Genomic DNA, 15476 nt, shown 5'->3' on the forward strand with positions numbered 1-15476 from the left:
TTTTTTTTTTTTTTGGTTTTTTGGGGGGGGGGTGGTTGTTTTTTTGGGGGGGGGGTCACGCCCCCCCCCCCCGACACTCGCCTGCTGCTGCACCGTGCTTCGGCTGCGCTCAGCAACCGCATAAAATGCATTGTTGATCAAATTCAACAGTACCCGCCCAATGTCCTGTGAAATAACCGAAACCAGGGGTAGATCAGGATCAAAATGCGTCTCCATTTTGCAGTTGAAACTACTGTCCTTCGCCCGTAAGCCGTGATAAGCCAAGCGCAGGAATTCATCCGCCAGCGCATTGAGGTTGGTGGGTTCTTTTACACCTGAACTGGTCCGCGAATGTTCGAGCATCCCTTTGACGATGGAGGAGGCTCGCCCGCCGTGGTGGTTGATTTTGCTGAGGTTCAATTGTAAATCTTCAGCTATGGCTTTTACCTCTTCTATATCCCCTTTTTCCAGTTCTTCTTTCAACTCGTCGATCATCTCCGCGCTGACTTCGGCGAAGTTGTTGACGAAGTTGAGCGGGTTCTGGATTTCATGGGCGATGCCCGCGGTGAGTTCACCGAGGGAGGCGAGTTTTTCGGACTGGATGAGTTGATTTTGGGTCGCTTTGAGTTCGGTCAGGGATTGATTGAGTTCTTGAGTGCGCTCGTTTACCTGGAGTTCCAGGGTTTCGTTTTGGGTGGCCAAAATTTGTTGCTTCTCCTGTTCCTGAAGCAGGTTTTCTTCCGAAAGTTTTTGGATGGCGCGGTTGCGTTTTTTGAGTTGTTGATTGGACCAAAACAAGGAAATGCCCAACAGAGTGAGGAGCAGCACACCGATGAGCAAAAAATTACGGGTACGGTTTTCCAATTGCAAACGCTGGTTCAGTTCTTTGACTTCGAGTTGGCGGATTTTTTGTTTTTGGGCTGCCTGCTGCTCTTTGGCCTGGATTGCTTTGCGCTCAGCCTCGGCTTGTTTGCGATCAGCCTCGGCTTTGATTTGTTGGTTGAGCAGTTTTTGTTGGAGGCTGACGTTTTGAAGCTTTTGGTTTTCGAGCAGTTTTTGGAGGGTTTGTTTTTTCAGGTCTTCGGAGTACTTGGCGTATTGTACTTTTTCCAGTTCCGAAATGATGTATTTGTCCAGGAAATCGGAAGTGTCGCCGGGCAGGATGAAGGGGTTGAGGTTGGTCGGGGCAGGCTTCTTGATTGAATCAGGTTTCTGGGCTTGCAGCAGTGTGCAAACCCAGAAACAGAGCAAGAACAATCCCAACTTTCTAAGGGAAAAAGTAGAGCGATAAGTGTGCCTACTTCTTTTCATCTGTCTTTGGAAAGTACTTTTCATATAGCGCATTGAAGGCGTTAACATCAAGGTTTTTATAAGTTTCCAGCACAATATTGCGGTAGGGCGTACCCGAGGTATCATTGCCTTTTTCATTTACCGATACTTGTAGTGCCTTTTCCAACCACTGCATGGCTGCTTCCATTTTGTTTTGCTCCAAGTTAAGCAAAAACATTTCTTCATTTGGATCCATGCGGTAGTGAAAATTGTTTGCGCCTCCTACGCGAGCCATCAGTGCAATTAGCGTCAACATGCGGTTTTCACGTAGGTAAGATGCAGATCCGGTTAGTTTCATCCGATTTTCGGCCTTAAAATCATCGATCGGATAACTTAAGGCTTGCAGCAAATACATCTCAGCCTGGTCATAATCCTGAATATTGCGGTAATGAGTGCCCAGGGCCTTGAGGATTTCGTAATACATGACCTTGATGTAGGGCAGGTCGGCAGGCGCGGCATTCACCATTTCCTTTTCCAAGCTTTTTTGTGCCAACAAATAGTAGTCTTGAACCCCATTCAAAAAAGAAAAGTCTTCTTCAAAGTCGTCGAAGATGCGATAAATATTCCCGGCGACATTCATGAAGACCTGGTAGGAACCGATCCCCTGGCAATACGTTTGTAATTTACGCTGGTAATGGCTTGCCTCAGTGGTATCGCCCAATTTTTGATACATATAAGCCAAATATACATAATGCCTGATTTGCTGAGCAAATTCGGCTTTTGCAATGCTATTTTTTAAAAAATTTCCCTTATTTATGGTTTGATTCAGTTGGAGTTTTATTAAAGTATCCAGCGGTTTTTCAACAAACCCAAGGAGTTTTTTCTGGTAATAAATTGCCTGAGCGAGGTCTCGGTATTTTTTGTCCTTACCTATGGCTTTATAGTTGGTGGCCAATAAGTCGTGCGCTATTGTGGAAGTACTGTCCAGTTCGATCACTTTCTTGAGGTAATAGATAGCCCTGGGATGAGGAGCAACTAAGCCTTCCGCGTCCTTGTATTCAAAATTGTGATAAGTGAAGCCTATACTGGTAAAAGCTTCAACGTGATTGGGCAGTAGCTCAACTACTTTTTCCAGATAGTATGCGGAGGAATCTCGGTTGCTACTTTGATAGGTCATAGCAAGAATCAAATATGTAGACACCATGTTGGGTTCAAGCGCAAGACTTTGTTTCAATAGCGCAATCTTCCTTCTTTGATTGGCTTTGAGTTCATCCAATGCATTGTCAACTGAAGTATTCATATTGTCGATCTTGGGTCTACTACTCATTGATTGTAAAACCATTTTTCTAGCCTGAAGAAGGTTATAGAAATAATGGTCAGGTCCAAAGAGATTGGCAGTTGTCTCTAGGTTCTGGATGGCTGGTTCAAGTTGATTTGGGAAGGCTGGTGGATTCTGCCCTTTCTCCCGAGGATTTCGCATAATCTGCAATTCCCGCTCCATTAATGCCGCACCCAAATTCCGCTTCATGATATTCAACAAGGTGTCGGGAATACTGCGCCCGGCCATGGCCCTGAAATGCAGCAGTGCATTATCCTGCGCATTGTCGTGATCAGCCAGGCGGCGTTCTTTGACCGCTTTGGAAAAACGTTTGTACAATTCAACGATGCCCGTATCCAACTTGGCCAACATTTTTTCAACCGGATTGCCACCCTTAAAATTCACTGCGCTAATGACCGGGAAATTGCGCTTTTCGGCTACTGCCAATTGCGCCAGGCCGCTTGCGCTGCTTTTGGACAGCGCAAGCGTGGGCTCGCCCACCACCAGGGGTGTTTGTACATTAGGGCTGGCTTCGCGGCGTACGTGGTAGCGCAAATACTCGTCGAGTTCTTTGACTGATACCAGTTTGTTTTTGTTGACATCGGCTCGCCCGGTCAGGCCATTCACCAGATGGAAGGAGAACAGCCCGCGTCCTCCACCCCACTGCTGGCCTTCGAGGGAGAATTCATTGGCCTGGCTGGAGAGAATTTTGGTGACATTGGCCCAACTTTCCTGTAAGGCGCGTTGGGTTTTGGTTTGGCCTTCGCTGCCACCAATTAAACCTCCAGAGTGGCAGGCGTCGGCAATAAAAATAACCTGGGTTTGGGTTTTACTTAGGGCCGTGAGCCAGGTTTTTAGCTCAGAAAGTTGCAGGAATTCCTTCCCTTGAAAATAACCAGTTTTAAAGGAGCCGTGTAGGAGGAGCATGGCGTTTTCGTAGCCAATTTTGGCTTCGAGGTCACCATGCCCTCCAAAGTAGAAGTAAAAACGATCCTGGGGTTTCAGGTTGCGGCTCAGGCGGTAGAGTTCATCCACGATGTTCATGCGGGTGGCATCTTCATTGAGGAAGAGGCTGATGTTTTGATCGGGCACGCCCTGTCCTTTGACAAACTCCGCAAAGGCGATGGCATCCCGGTCAGCGTACTGCAGTGCAGGCATCTCCTTGTATTGAGCAATGCCGACGATGAGGGCGTAGGTGGATTGAGCGTTTAGTGGAATAGCCATTACCCAGAAAAAAGCCAGAAAATGAATAGCCTTTAGGTTATTTAAATTTTTCATAAGCAAGAGATTTAAGGGGCATTTATTTTTTTATCGCCCCATTACTTTGTAGTTTCGGGAAAGTATTTATTGCGCAGAGCCATGAATTTTCCCTTATCTAGATTTTTGTAAGTCTTTAGCATGATCTCTATAAATATTTTGCTGGATGAGTCATTGCCATATTCCGCAACCGAAACCTGCATTGCTTTTTCATACCAAGTCAGGGCTTCATCCAGCCTGTTTTGCTCTAATTTTAAAATAAACATTTCGACGTTTGCCTCAATGTGATAATTGTAATCAGGCCCATTTTGGCGAATAGCCATGGGTAACCAAATTATCCTCTCTTTAACCACTATTCCTAAAGACCCCTGGTATTTTAATCGGCCGTGAGCGAGAGAGTCTGTTATGGGATAATCCAGCGCCTGTTGAAAGAATTTTTCGGCCTCGTCATATTTTTTTGTAACTCGATGGGCTACACCCAGGGCTTTTAGCAGTTCACGGTATTGCAAGCCCAAAAAGGGCCGGCCTTCCGGGGAGGCTAATCTAAGTTCAGTCTCTCCCTTTTTAAAAGCAAGTTCAAAAAAATCAAGTGCATATGCCAGATACAAATCATCCTCAGACAATCTGAATATTTCGAACATTTTCAAACCCGCATTCAGGTAAGCATGAACAGTACCCAGGAGTGTGACTTTCTGATGTAGTTTTTTGAAACAGACTTCTGATTGGGGTAAATTGCCGATTTCTTTGTAATAGAACAGAAGTTGCGCATAAGAATGCAATTGTTGGGCAAAAATTGATTTGTCCCGGTTAAACTTAAAGATTTCTGTATAAGCAGGCTCTTTATTTAAGCCCAGTCGCAGTAATTCTTCATCAGATTTTTCATAAAAACCAAGTGTTTTTTCCAAATAGGGTATGGCTTTGGGGTAGTCTTGGTAGTCTTCATAGGTTTCCCCATTGTATATATTAGCAAGGATTTCGTATGCTGATTGTAAGGTAGAGTCCAATTGAATGGTCTTCTCTAGGTATTCAATGGCTTTGGGATGTGGGGCGAGACGCTTGTTGGCATCGGTATATTCTACATCGATATATTTGAGGCCTATATTAAAATAAGCAAACGCTTGATTGGGCAGGAGGTCCACCACTTTCTCCTGGTAATAAATGGCTGAATCCGGCATACTTCCTTCGTAGGATGAAGCAAGCAGGGCATAAGTAGAAATCATATTGGGTTCTAATAGTAGGCTTTTTAATAAAGAGCTTCGCTGCTTGAGGGAATATTCTACTGCCAATTTTTTTGATTCGTCTATGGCCATTTTCATTCCAGAGTTATATAATGGAATTCGCGATTCAAGGGCTAACTTTCTAGCTTGCAGTAGATTGTAAAAATAATGCTTTTCCCCAAATAAGTTCACTACTTCATCTAAATTGGCAATAGCAGGCAAGATTGTTTCTTTTTCAATCAAACCATATCCGTTGCCTTTTTCTCTTAGTGCTTTCATCAAGGTGAGCTCCCGCTCCATCAAAGCCGCTCCCAAATTCCGCTTCATGATGTTCAGCAAGGTGTCGGGAATATTGCGCCCGGCCATGGCCTGGAAGTGTAGTAGTGCATTGTCCTGGGTATTGTCGTGGTCAGCCAGGCGGCGCTCCTTGACCGCTTTGGAAAAACGTTTGTACAGCTCAACGATACCCGTATCCAGCTTGGCCAGCAGCTTTTCAACTGGATTGCCACCCTTAAAATTCACTGTGCTGATGACCGGGAAATTGCGTTTTTCTGCTTCGGCCAATAGAGCCAGGCCACTTGCGCTGCTTTTGGACAGCGCAAGCGTGGGCTCACCCACCACCAGAGGGGTTTGTACATTCGGACTGGCCTCGCTACGTACGTGATAGCGCAAATACTCATCGAGTTCTTTGACGGATACCAGTTTGTTTTTGTTGACGTCGGCTCGCCCAGTCAGGCCATTCACCAGGTGGAAGGAGAACAGCCCGCGTCCTCCGCCCCACTGCTGGCCTTCGAGGGAGAATTCATTGGCCTGGCTGGAGAGAATTTTGGTGACATTGGCCCAGCTTTCCTGTAAGGCGCGTTGGGTTTTGGTTTGGCCTTCGCTGCCACCAATTAGACCTCCAGAGTGGCAGGCGTCGGCAATAAAAACAACTTGGGTTTGGGTTTTACTTAGGGCCGTGAGCCAGGTTTTTAGCTCAGAAAGTTGCAGGAATTCCTTCCCTTGGAAATAACCAGTTTTAAAGGAGCCGTGCAGGAGGAGCATGGCGTTTTCGTAGCCAATTTTGGCTTCCAGGTCGCCATGCCCTCCAAAGTAGAAGTAAAAACGATCCTGGGGTTTCAGGGTGCGGCTCAGGCGGTAGAGTTCGTCCACGATGTTCATGCGGGTGGCATCTTCATTGAGGAAGAGGCGAATGTTTTCAGTTGGGGCACCCTGATTTTTGACGAACTCCGCAAAGGCGATGGCATCGCGGTCGGCGTACTGCAAGGCAGGCATTTCTTTGTATTGCGAAATGCCGACGATGAGGGCGTAGGTATTTTGCGCCTGTATTTTAAACGGGCACAAAACCCAGGCACAGGTGATCAAGGTTAAAAATTGAAGCTTTTTCATAGGCGAAATGGTTGTGGGGGTTTACTTTTTTTCGGCGTTTATAGGGGGAAAATATTTGGCTTTGAGGGTTTTGAAGCGGGCTTGGTCGAGGATAGGGTAAAGTTGGAATACGGTCGCTTCAAAAGCCTCAGTAGAGATGTCATTCCCAAATTCAGCCACCGATTGTTGAAATGCTTTTTCCAGCCAGCTAAAAGCAGCCTCAACATCACCTTGTGCCCACTTCAAATGGAACATTTCTTCGTTGGGCTCTACGCGGTAATCGCAATTGTCTGCGTCATATTTATCTATACCCGATGGCTGGGTAACTTGTGTGTTTAAACTGTCGAGAATTGAGCAGGAGCTACCAATATACCTGAAATGTTTTGGCTCAGAGGTTTTAACCGGGTGATTGAGCGCCTGTTGCAAGTGTTTTTCGGATTGAGCATAGTTTTTCAGCAAGCGGTAGGTAACCCCTAATGATTTGAGAATCTCCCGGTGTACGAGCATCGCATCCAGTTTTTCAGCTGAGTCCAAAGTTTTCAGATCCGCTTCCACTTTTTGCAGTGCCTTTTGTTGAAAAAACAGCGCATCGCTAAGGTGCCGCTCAAAAAAACTAAAATTATCGCGTGCGGCTAAACGATACATGCGCAATGCCACAGTCATGTAAGCCAGAACGGTACCTACACTGTCGCTAATCAGACGGAGGCGCTGTCGATGCTGGTCTGCGAGTACACGATCCCCTGTATTTTTGTACAACAGGTATAGTACTGCGTGATCCACAATTTGACTAACAAATTTTTCAGCCACCGAATCAATATGTCCCTCTAAATCGCTGTAGGCGCCTTCTTCTGCATAGGAAAGATTCTTTTTCATCAATTCACGATGAGGAGCCTGCAACTGTTGTAAATGCTTTTCATAATAGGGAATAGCTTTGTGATAATTCGTGTAGGTCTCACGAAATGCATCAAAATGAACCGCGCCTAAGGACCTTAAGACATTAAGAGCAGTAGGCTCTAGCCTGAGGGCCTTTTCTAAATGATCAATGGCCTTGGGATGGGGTATTACTCTCCCCGTACTGTCTTTGTAATTGATGCGCAAGTAGTTGTTTCCCAACGCAAAATGTGCACGACTTTCATTCGGCATTAATTCCATTACTTTTTCCTGATAGTAGCGCGACGAATCGATTTGACGGGTTCTTTGATAAACAAAACCCAGCAATAGGTAGGTGGAAACCATTTTGGGTTCTAGTTGAAGGGATCGGAGAAGCAACGCTTTTTCTTCTTTTGCAACTGTGCGGATCATCTCCAGCGTTTGATCAACGTCGAGGTTGGTAGGTGCTTTTCTCAAACCAATTTTGGATTGCAATACCAGACTCCTTGCTTCCAGCAAAGGACTTAGATAGTGCGTCTTGCCAAATAACTTTTGAATTTCTTCTATGTTTTGAATGGCTCGAATTAGGTCAGGTTCCGCAAAAAAGCCTCCACCGTAGGCTTTTTCACGGGCGTTTTGCATGATCAGCAATTCGCGTTCCATCAATCCCGCTCCGAGATTTCGTTTCATAATCTGTAGTAAATGCTCAGGAACTTTGGCATTAGCTAAGATTTGATAATGCAACAGGGCATAATCTGTCTCATCGTCAAAAACGTTGATGCGTTTATCTTTCAATGCTTGCGTGAATTTCTTGTAAGTTTCTACCAAACCTGGATTTAGTTGTGCCAGTAAATCTTCCAGGTTAGCCTTGAAATTAGCACTACTGATGATGGGGAAACTTAAACGTTCGGCATCGATTAATTTTTTCAGAGCCTCCGGGTTCACTTTAGCTAACAAGAATTTTTTTTCGCCCAGTACAAGCGGAGTTTGTAGGTTCGGACTAGCTTCTTTGGTCACATTGTTTAGCAGATACGTATTCAGTTCTTCAAGGCTAAGCAGCTTGTTTTGGTTGGCATCGGCTTTCCCGATCAATCCGTTGACCAAATGAAAGGAAAACAGCCCCCTGCCGCCGCCCCATTGCTGGCCTTCCAAAGAGAGTTCGTTGGCTTGGCTAGAGAGTATTTTGGTCATATTGCCCCAATTTTCTTCCAATACTTGTTGAGTGCGTACCTGCCCTTCATTTCCACCAATCAAGCCGCCCGAGTGACAAGCATCAGCAATAAAAACGACCTGCACCTGTTTTTTGCTGAGGGCACTGAGCCAGTTTTTAAGCTCTGAAATTTGCAGGAATGCATCACCTTTGAAGTAACTTTTTATTGGCGCATCATGAAGCAGGGGCAAAGTGTTTTCATTGGAAACATTGGCCTCAAGGTCACCATGCCCTCCAAAGTAAAAGTAAAAACGATCCTGGGGTTTCAGGTTGCGGCTCAGGCGGTAGAGTTCATCCACGATGTTCATGCGGGTAGCATCTTCATTGAGGAAGAGGCTGATGTTTTGATCGGGCACGCCCTGGCCTTTGACAAACTCCGCAAAGGCGATGGCGTCACGATCAGCGTACTGCAATGCAGGCATCTCCTTGTATTGAGAAATGCCAACGATAAGGGCGTAGGTGTTTTGGGCACTGACGTTTGTAAAAGCAACCAAGCAAATACAAAAAAAACTGAGTTTCATAACTTGAATGATTGAGCGTTTCATTTTAAAATTCGATTTTTTTGAAAAGCAGGTGTTATTTTTTGTCCACATTACATCCGGGCAATGCAACGGTTTTACTTATGCTTACACCATCAGCGAGGCGCATGACATGCACTGTGGCACTATCGCCACAAAGGCAAGGCAAAGTCGAAATATCGTGCCCCCCGTGGTTACCGTTTACTTCCCAAAGGAATGCATACTCACTCGGATTTTCAATATCAACAGTAAGACCAATCCCTCCTGCAATACAATGGCTAGTGATTAACGCGAAGTGAAAAGGGATGCTTTGAGTAGTTTTGGCCTCTGCGTTCAGTCCAAGTGTGGAGGGAACAGATTTGGTGAGTGTGAAATCAGCTTTTTCACAAGAAAACATGGATACTCCCAAACAAAGGCTATAGATACACACCAAATTGGCAAAAAAATTCTTCGACGTTTTCATCTGTTTGCATTTTAGCCCAGTTATAAGGTTTAAGGAAACCCCCTTTGCCGGGTGGATTGATGGATGTTCAACTCCTGATGCTACAAAGATGAAGGGGAAAGCCTGAGGGTGCTAGCTCGGCTTTCCCAATGGTTGTTTTTTTCCTCCGAATAGAACGAAATAGACTCCGAATGAAATTTTACTACCGTTTTACCCGTAGCACCCAAAACGTCAGCGCATCCAGGGTCACTTCTAGTTCATTGTCTTAAAATTTATCGTTTTTTGATTTAAGCGCTACCTTTAGTCTTATCAAAGGAACATCAACGATACATCATCCCAATTTTCATCAAGCTATGCAAACATCCTACAAAATCATCCTAGCCTGCGGCCTTGCCATCATCAGTTTTTCTAGCGTATCAGGACAGGATTGCGCCACTCAAATCGTCCCCCCTGTATTGAGTGTTGCCGCCCGTACCAGTATGGAAGAAAAACTGGCCACGGCCAAAGCAGGCTACGAATTGGCCCCCAATAGTGCTGACGCACTCATTTGGTATGGCCGCCGAACGGCCTATCTGGGGCTTTACTCCGAGGCAATTGAACTCTATACCCGAGGCCTATCCCAACATCCCAATGATGCTCGCCTCTACCGACACCGAGGGCACCGCTACCTGAGCATTCGTTGCCTGGATAAAGCACTGGAGGATTTCAAACAAGCTTATGCACTCACCCGAGGAAAGCCCGATGAGATAGAGCCCGACGGCATGCCCAATGCCAAAGGGATTCCCACCAGTACCTTGCAATCGAATATCAGGTATCATCTTGGGCTTTGTTTGTACCTAAAAGGGCAATACAAAGAAGCGGCCCGCTACTATAAAGAAGACCTCCGCAAAGCCGCAAATCCTGATATGTACGTAGCTTCGGCCAATTGGTTGTACCTCTGTTATCGGCGGCTTGGTGCGGACTCCAAAGCCCAAAAATTATTGAAAAGTATTGAGCCTGATATGGCCTTGATCGAAAATTTCGATTACCTGAAAATATTAATGCTGCACAAAGATGGCCTAAATGCCACTAAATTCAAGGAAGCAATTACCCAAACCAGTTCCTTGAGCAATACCACTCTGGCCTTGGGCTTGGCGAATTATTATTTGCTCAATGGGCAAAAAGAGGAAGCGGAGCGATTGTTCAGGGTGATTACAGGTGGAAATCAGTGGGCGAGTTTTGCGTTTATTACGGCTGAGTTGGAGTTAAAAAGGATTGAATAAAAAGACTAATTCAGCCATCTGAAAATTACCTCACGCCGCCGCATAATCCGTATACTTCCGCATCTCCGGCGAATGAAAAGCCAGCACAATATCCGACTTAGGTACGCCTTTAGCCTCAATGTCTTCCACTATATCGTAATCAGAAATGTTACGCTGCACCCAGATTTTTCCATCAATCAAGTCGAAGTGAAAAATCACTAAGAAAATCTGTTTTCCATTGCTCCACCCAATATCAAGTACCTGATAATGGTCATTTTGCTCGTCAAACAAAACCTTTATCTGCACCTCATCAGGAGATTGTGATTTATGGGAGTCGCTATTTGTTGCGTACTCCGTAAGCACTTCTTTTAAAACCTGGCGGTATTTTAGTAGTTTATCCATTGTGTAATAAGATTCTGAAGTGAATTAAAAACAACCAATCTAGTTGACTCCTCTTTAAGTCGTTTCTGAATAAACCGCCCTTGGAATAGATAATGATTGAAAGCACTTTCTGGTATAGCTAGGTATACTTCTCGATCAGGCTCCACATCTTCCAGGGCACTACAGTAATCGAGATATTGCCCCATCGCTTCATGAAAGTCCGACATAAAAGATTTACTCAAGAAGCTTTTCACCTCTACTGCATTTCCCGGCGCGTTCAGCAGCAAAAACTTTTTCTGCCGATAAGTCTACTTCCAAGTAGCTTCCATCAATGCGTATACGTAAAGGGTCAGCAGTAATGCTCCAACCGTCCTTTATCAGAGCTTCCCGCGCATTATAATGTAATTTATCTCTGGCCATACAGTGTAATAAGAAACAAATGTAATGATTTATAACCCCAAAAGTCAAGCCAACCATCCATTTATTTCCCCCATCCGTCGAATTCCTACTGTCAGAAATTTGTAAAAATCCCTGGCCTTTCTTATCATTGTGTAATTTCTACACAAAGAGTTTTGTATAATAAAATCTACATCATGCACCCAATTTTTCAGTCCCTCCTGCAACGGACTACTGTACTGCTTGTTTTTTTGTTGTTTGGAGGATTAATTCATGCACAAACACCACGGATTCTGGTGTTTAGCAAAACGACGGTTTTCCGTCATACTTCTATCGATCCTGGCAAAATTGCCCTGCTCAAGATGGGCCAAGCCCAGGGCTTCGCGGTGGATACCACCGAAGACGCCAGTAAATTTAACGAAGCCAACCTGAAGCGCTACGCTGCGGTGGTTTTCCTTTGCACCACAGGCGACGTACTCGACGGCCTGCAACAAAACGCCTTTGAACGCTTCATCCAGGCAGGTGGTGGTTATGTGGGCATCCACTCCGCTACCGATACCGAATACGACTGGCCCTGGTACGGCAAGTTGGCTGGCGGATATTTCACCAGTCACCCCAGCACACCAAGCAATGTGCAAAAAGGGGTTTTCCACATTGAGGACAAAAACCACCCAAGTACCAACTTCCTGCCCGATCCATGGGAACGCACCGATGAATTTTACGATTTTCGCGACATCAACCCAAACGTAAAAGTACTGGTGAGCATTGATGAAAAATCGTACTTCGGGGCCAAAATGGGGGTACCCAAACACCCCATGAGCTGGTACCACGACTACGATGGTGGTCGTGCTTTTTACACTGCAATGGGTCATACGCACGAGACTTTTTCAGAAGACCTTTTCCTGCGCCACCTGGCCGCAGGTTTAAAATACGCCATTGGCACAAAGCCCCTGGATTATTCCAAAGCGCGCAGCAAACCAATGCCTGAAGAAAATCGCTTTACCAAAGTGGTTTTGGAAGAAAAACTGGAAGAGCACGTTGAACTCACGATGCTGGACAACAACCGAGTGTTGTACATTCAACGCCGAGGCGCTGTCAAAATTTTCGACCCAAAAGCAGGAAAGTCGAAAACCATAGCTAACATTCCGGTCAGCACCAAATATCTACCTGATGCAAAAGGCAATCGTGCCGAGGCAGAAGACGGTCTTCTGGGCTTGGCGAAAGACCCCAACTTTGCCCAGAACAACTGGATTTATCTGTACTATTCTCCAGCCGGGGATGAGCCCAAAAACATCCTGACCCGCTATGAATTGCGCGGTGAAGAACTGGTTTTGGATTCCAAAAAAGTACTGCTTGAAATTCCAGTACAACGCGAGCAATGCTGCCATACCGGCGGCTCAATTGCCTTTGACGCCAAGGGTAACTTGTTCTTGTCTACGGGTGACAATACCAATCCACACGGTTCCAATGGTATGAACCCCATTGATGAGCGGCCCGGACGGGCACCTTGGGATGCGCAAAAATCATCCGGTAACACCAACGATTTGCGGGGCAAAATCATCCGCATCAAGCCTCAGCCCGATGGGACTTACACCATTCCCGAAGGCAACTTGTTCCCTCCAGGCACGGACAAAACCCGCCCGGAAATTTACACCATGGGGCACCGCAACCCCTACCGGATTTCGATCGATCAAAAAACGGGTTACCTGTACTGGGGCGACGTTGGCCCTGATGGCAATGCACCAATTGCCAACCGTGGCCCACAAGGTTTTGATGAAGTAGGTCAGGCACGCAAAGCGGGCAACTTTGGTTGGCCTTATTTCATTGGTGACAACAAGCCATACTATTATTACGATTTTGAGAAAAATCAGTCAGGGCCGATGTATGATGTGAACGCCCCCATCAACAAATCACCGAACAACACAGGTTTGACTACCTTACCTCCAGCTCAAAAAGCTTTTGTATGGTATCCCTACGCGGAGTCCAAAGAATTCCCGCTGGTGGGCACTGGTGGCCGTAACGCCATGGCTGGACCAGTATATTACAAGGACGATTTCAAAAATGCCAAACGTGCTTTCCCAGAGTATTACGACGGCAAGTTCTTTGAATACGAGTGGATGCGCGGCTGGATCATGGCAGTGACTATGGATGCTGAGGGTAACTTTGTTTCGATGGAGCGCTTTATGCCCAGCCACAAGTTCAGCAATCCGATCGACATGGAGTTCAACTCCGACGGCGACTTGTACATGCTGGAATACGGTACCGGCTGGTTCCAGGGCAACGACGACGCCCGCCTGATCCGCATCGAATACAATGGCGGCAACCGCAAACCAGTAATCGAGATAGCTGCCGACAAACCTGCCGGAGCAAAACCACTTACCGTGCAATTGTCTTCCGCAGGAACCAAGGATTACGACAGCGACCCACTCACCTACGAATGGGTAATTGCTCCAAAAACGGGTTCCGTCAAGCCACTGACCTTTACCACCCCCAATCCTAAACTGACCTTGAGCACAGCCGGGGTCTACAACGCTACATTGACGGTAAAAGACGGTAAAGGGGAAAGTGCCACCCGCTCACTGGAGCTGATCGTGGGCAACGAGCCACCGAAACTCGATTTCACCTTGACCAAAGGGAACAAGACCTTCTTTTTCCCCAATAAAGACATCTCCTACAAAGTAGCTGTTACCGACAAAGAGGACGGCACTATTGCCAACGGCAAAATTGATCCAGCAGAGGTAGCCGTCAACATTGATTACCTGCCCGAAGGCTATGACAAAATCGCCATTGCCCAGGGTCACCGCAGTGCAGATCAATCCACACGCTTTGCCCGCGCCATCAAATTGATCGACGGCACCGACTGTAAAGCTTGCCACAAATCGGCTGACAAGTCGATCGGGCCAAGCTTCCGCGACATTGCCTTGCGTTATCGGGGGCAGGCTGATGCGGTCGCCACCCTGGCTGGCCGGGTCATCAATGGCAGCAGTGGTGTATGGGGACAAACGGCCATGGCAGCTCACCCTGCGCTGAGCAAAGACGATGCGGAAGTGATTGTGCGCTACATCATGCGCCACGAAGATGCTTCTGCAGTTGAATTGACTTTGCCAGCAGAAGGTACTTTCAATACCACCGTTCCTTCCCGTGGTGACAAGGGTATCGGTGTATACCTGCTTCGCGCAGCCTATAAAGACCGTGGAGTAAAAGGTATCCCATCCCTGAGTTCTGAGCAAACTTATGTACTCCGCAACCCGAACGTAGACATGGCCGAAATCGACTACATGAAGGACATTAACAAGATGAAATTCGGTGGCAATCATTTGGCCATTGCCAGTGCCAGCGGTAGTTACATCGGGTACAAACAAATTGACTTGACGGGGGTAGCAGAAATTGGGCTCCGCCTTTCAGTGCCGTCCCAAATGAATGCTGTCGGGGGGATCGTTGAAATCCGCTTGGATAGTCCTACTGGCACTTTAATTGGTACTTCAGCAAAACTTGAACCCAGTGCTCCAAGTGCAGGTTTTGCTCCACCGCCACCTACATTGGTCACCATTAAACCGACTACCGGAGTGCATGACATTTATTACGTGGCCAAAAACGACAAAGCAGAAGCTGGTCGCAGGCTATTTGTCATCACTGGCTTGATGTACCATGCGGATGTAACGCCAAATACAGGTGCAAGTAGCAGTGCCACCCCCGCAGCCTCTCCAGCCGCTAGCAAGTACGAGCAATATGCCGGAAAATACAAAATGACGGGTTTACCTTTTGAAAACATCGAAATCAGTGTAAAAGAGGGTAAACTAATGGTCATGGCCGGAACACAAGGCGGGGAATTGACCCCACTAGCCGCCCCCGATAAGTTTGATGCAGGTGGTCAGGCTACTTTTGAATTTGTACGCGATGGCCAAGGGAAAGTAATTTCCATCAAACTAGGTGCAATGGGTGCAAGTTTTGAAGGACAGAAGATGAATCCATAAAGGTTTCAGACTTAATGGACTTACATAGGGGCAAAG

At 46.4% G+C, this 15476-nt stretch carries 10 protein-coding genes; 2 read left to right on the plus strand and 8 right to left on the minus strand.

All coding sequences use genetic code 11. From position 1 onward, the window contains the following. The 5 genes from SFV55_RS01765 to SFV55_RS01785 all read right to left on the minus strand — a co-directional run. Nucleotides 1-1290: histidine kinase dimerization/phospho-acceptor domain-containing protein (locus SFV55_RS01765; RefSeq protein WP_320027728.1), on the minus strand; the 1290-nt coding region annotated here is incomplete at its 3' end. Further along, on the minus strand, nucleotides 1277-3844 hold the full coding sequence (locus SFV55_RS01770) for a caspase family protein (protein WP_320027729.1): 2568 nt from the start codon (nucleotides 3842-3844) through the stop codon (nucleotides 1277-1279). The genes SFV55_RS01770 and SFV55_RS01765, both read right to left, overlap by 14 nt. A gap of 41 nt (nucleotides 3845-3885) precedes the next feature. Then, the gene (locus SFV55_RS01775; protein WP_320027730.1) at nucleotides 3886-6429 is read right to left on the minus strand and encodes a caspase family protein; all 2544 of its coding nucleotides are present in this window, start codon (nucleotides 6427-6429) and stop codon (nucleotides 3886-3888) included. Between the two features lie 21 nt (nucleotides 6430-6450). After that, nucleotides 6451-9081 (minus strand): caspase family protein, encoded by a 2631-nt coding sequence (locus SFV55_RS01780; RefSeq protein WP_320027731.1) that lies wholly within the window; start codon nucleotides 9079-9081, stop codon nucleotides 6451-6453. Then, complete coding sequence (locus SFV55_RS01785) at nucleotides 9065-9469, minus strand: hypothetical protein (protein ID WP_320027732.1); 405 nt, start codon at nucleotides 9467-9469, stop codon at nucleotides 9065-9067. The genes SFV55_RS01780 and SFV55_RS01785 overlap by 17 nt, the downstream gene beginning before the upstream one ends. Before the next feature lie 332 nt (nucleotides 9470-9801). Between SFV55_RS01785 and SFV55_RS01790 the strand changes: the two genes are divergently transcribed. After that, the gene (locus SFV55_RS01790) at nucleotides 9802-10710 is read left to right on the plus strand and encodes a hypothetical protein (RefSeq protein ID WP_320027733.1); all 909 of its coding nucleotides are present in this window, start codon (nucleotides 9802-9804) and stop codon (nucleotides 10708-10710) included. Nucleotides 10711-10740: 30 nt separating this feature from the next. Here the strand turns inward: SFV55_RS01790 and SFV55_RS01795 are convergent, their stop codons facing one another. From SFV55_RS01795 to SFV55_RS30150, 3 genes are read right to left on the minus strand one after another with little or no spacing between them, the layout of a single operon-like run. Further along, the gene (locus tag SFV55_RS01795; protein ID WP_320027734.1) at nucleotides 10741-11091 is read right to left on the minus strand and encodes a XisI protein; all 351 of its coding nucleotides are present in this window, start codon (nucleotides 11089-11091) and stop codon (nucleotides 10741-10743) included. Beyond that, nucleotides 11076-11297, minus strand: coding sequence for an element excision factor XisH family protein (locus SFV55_RS30145; protein ID WP_413776680.1), 222 nt, complete (start codon nucleotides 11295-11297; stop codon nucleotides 11076-11078). The genes SFV55_RS01795 and SFV55_RS30145 overlap by 16 nt, the downstream gene beginning before the upstream one ends. Before the next feature lie 7 nt (nucleotides 11298-11304). After that, a complete protein-coding gene (locus SFV55_RS30150; RefSeq protein WP_413776681.1) occupies nucleotides 11305-11547 on the minus strand; it encodes an element excision factor XisH family protein in 243 nt (80 codons plus the stop codon). Nucleotides 11548-11663: 116 nt separating this feature from the next. On the opposite strand from SFV55_RS30150, the gene SFV55_RS01800 reads away from it, so the two are divergent. Continuing rightward, nucleotides 11664-15440 (plus strand): ThuA domain-containing protein, encoded by a 3777-nt coding sequence (locus SFV55_RS01800; RefSeq protein ID WP_320027735.1) that lies wholly within the window; start codon nucleotides 11664-11666, stop codon nucleotides 15438-15440. Nucleotides 15441-15476 lie beyond the last annotated feature (36 nt).

Origin of the sequence: Haliscomenobacter sp. (assembly GCF_033763495.1) — a bacterium.
In the GTDB taxonomy this organism is placed as follows: domain Bacteria; phylum Bacteroidota; class Bacteroidia; order Chitinophagales; family Saprospiraceae; genus Haliscomenobacter.

Coding starts and splice junctions, on each gene's coding strand:
- SFV55_RS01790 (WP_320027733.1), top strand. CDS start 9,802: ATGCAAACATCCTACAAAATCATCCTAGCCTGCGGCCTTGCCATCATC.
- SFV55_RS01770 (WP_320027729.1), bottom strand. CDS start 3,844: ATGAAAAATTTAAATAACCTAAAGGCTATTCATTTTCTGGCTTTTTTC.
- SFV55_RS30145 (WP_413776680.1), bottom strand. CDS start 11,297: ATGTCGGACTTTCATGAAGCGATGGGGCAATATCTCGATTACTGTAGT.
- SFV55_RS30150 (WP_413776681.1), bottom strand. CDS start 11,547: ATGGTTGGCTTGACTTTTGGGGTTATAAATCATTACATTTGTTTCTTA.
- SFV55_RS01785 (WP_320027732.1), bottom strand. CDS start 9,469: ATGAAAACGTCGAAGAATTTTTTTGCCAATTTGGTGTGTATCTATAGC.
- SFV55_RS01800 (WP_320027735.1), top strand. CDS start 11,664: ATGCACCCAATTTTTCAGTCCCTCCTGCAACGGACTACTGTACTGCTT.
- SFV55_RS01775 (WP_320027730.1), bottom strand. CDS start 6,429: ATGAAAAAGCTTCAATTTTTAACCTTGATCACCTGTGCCTGGGTTTTG.
- SFV55_RS01795 (WP_320027734.1), bottom strand. CDS start 11,091: ATGGATAAACTACTAAAATACCGCCAGGTTTTAAAAGAAGTGCTTACG.
- SFV55_RS01780 (WP_320027731.1), bottom strand. CDS start 9,081: ATGTGGACAAAAAATAACACCTGCTTTTCAAAAAAATCGAATTTTAAA.